The sequence below is a fragment of the Brevibacillus sp. HB2.2 genome (assembly GCF_013284275.1).
Taxonomy (GTDB): domain Bacteria; phylum Bacillota; class Bacilli; order Brevibacillales; family Brevibacillaceae; genus Brevibacillus; species Brevibacillus brevis_D.
Genome location: NZ_JABSUV010000135.1, coordinates 1 through 210, shown reverse-complemented (window position 1 = coordinate 210; position 210 = coordinate 1). Strand labels below are relative to the sequence as shown.

The 210-nt window shown below is 39.0% G+C and carries 1 pseudogene; it reads left to right on the top strand.

Going from position 1 to position 210, the window contains the following annotated elements:
- Positions 1-40: 40 nt before the first annotated feature.
- Positions 41-210, top strand: a pseudogene (locus HP401_RS30125) (IS3-like element ISBt2 family transposase); the annotation flags it as partial.

Below are 210 nucleotides of genomic sequence, written 5' to 3'. Positions count from 1 at the left end.
AATCGTATTCCAAATATGATTCTAAGGAGGTGCTTCTTTAATGGGCACAAGAGTGCATTACCCAGAAGAAGTAAAATGGCAAGTGGTAAAGATGAAGCAAGCAGGCATTTCAAATAAAGAGATTTTAGAACAGTTAGCGATTAGGGACGTAAAGCAAATTAAGACCTGGATGAAGTGGTACCGGAATGGTGAAACACATCGATTTTCCCA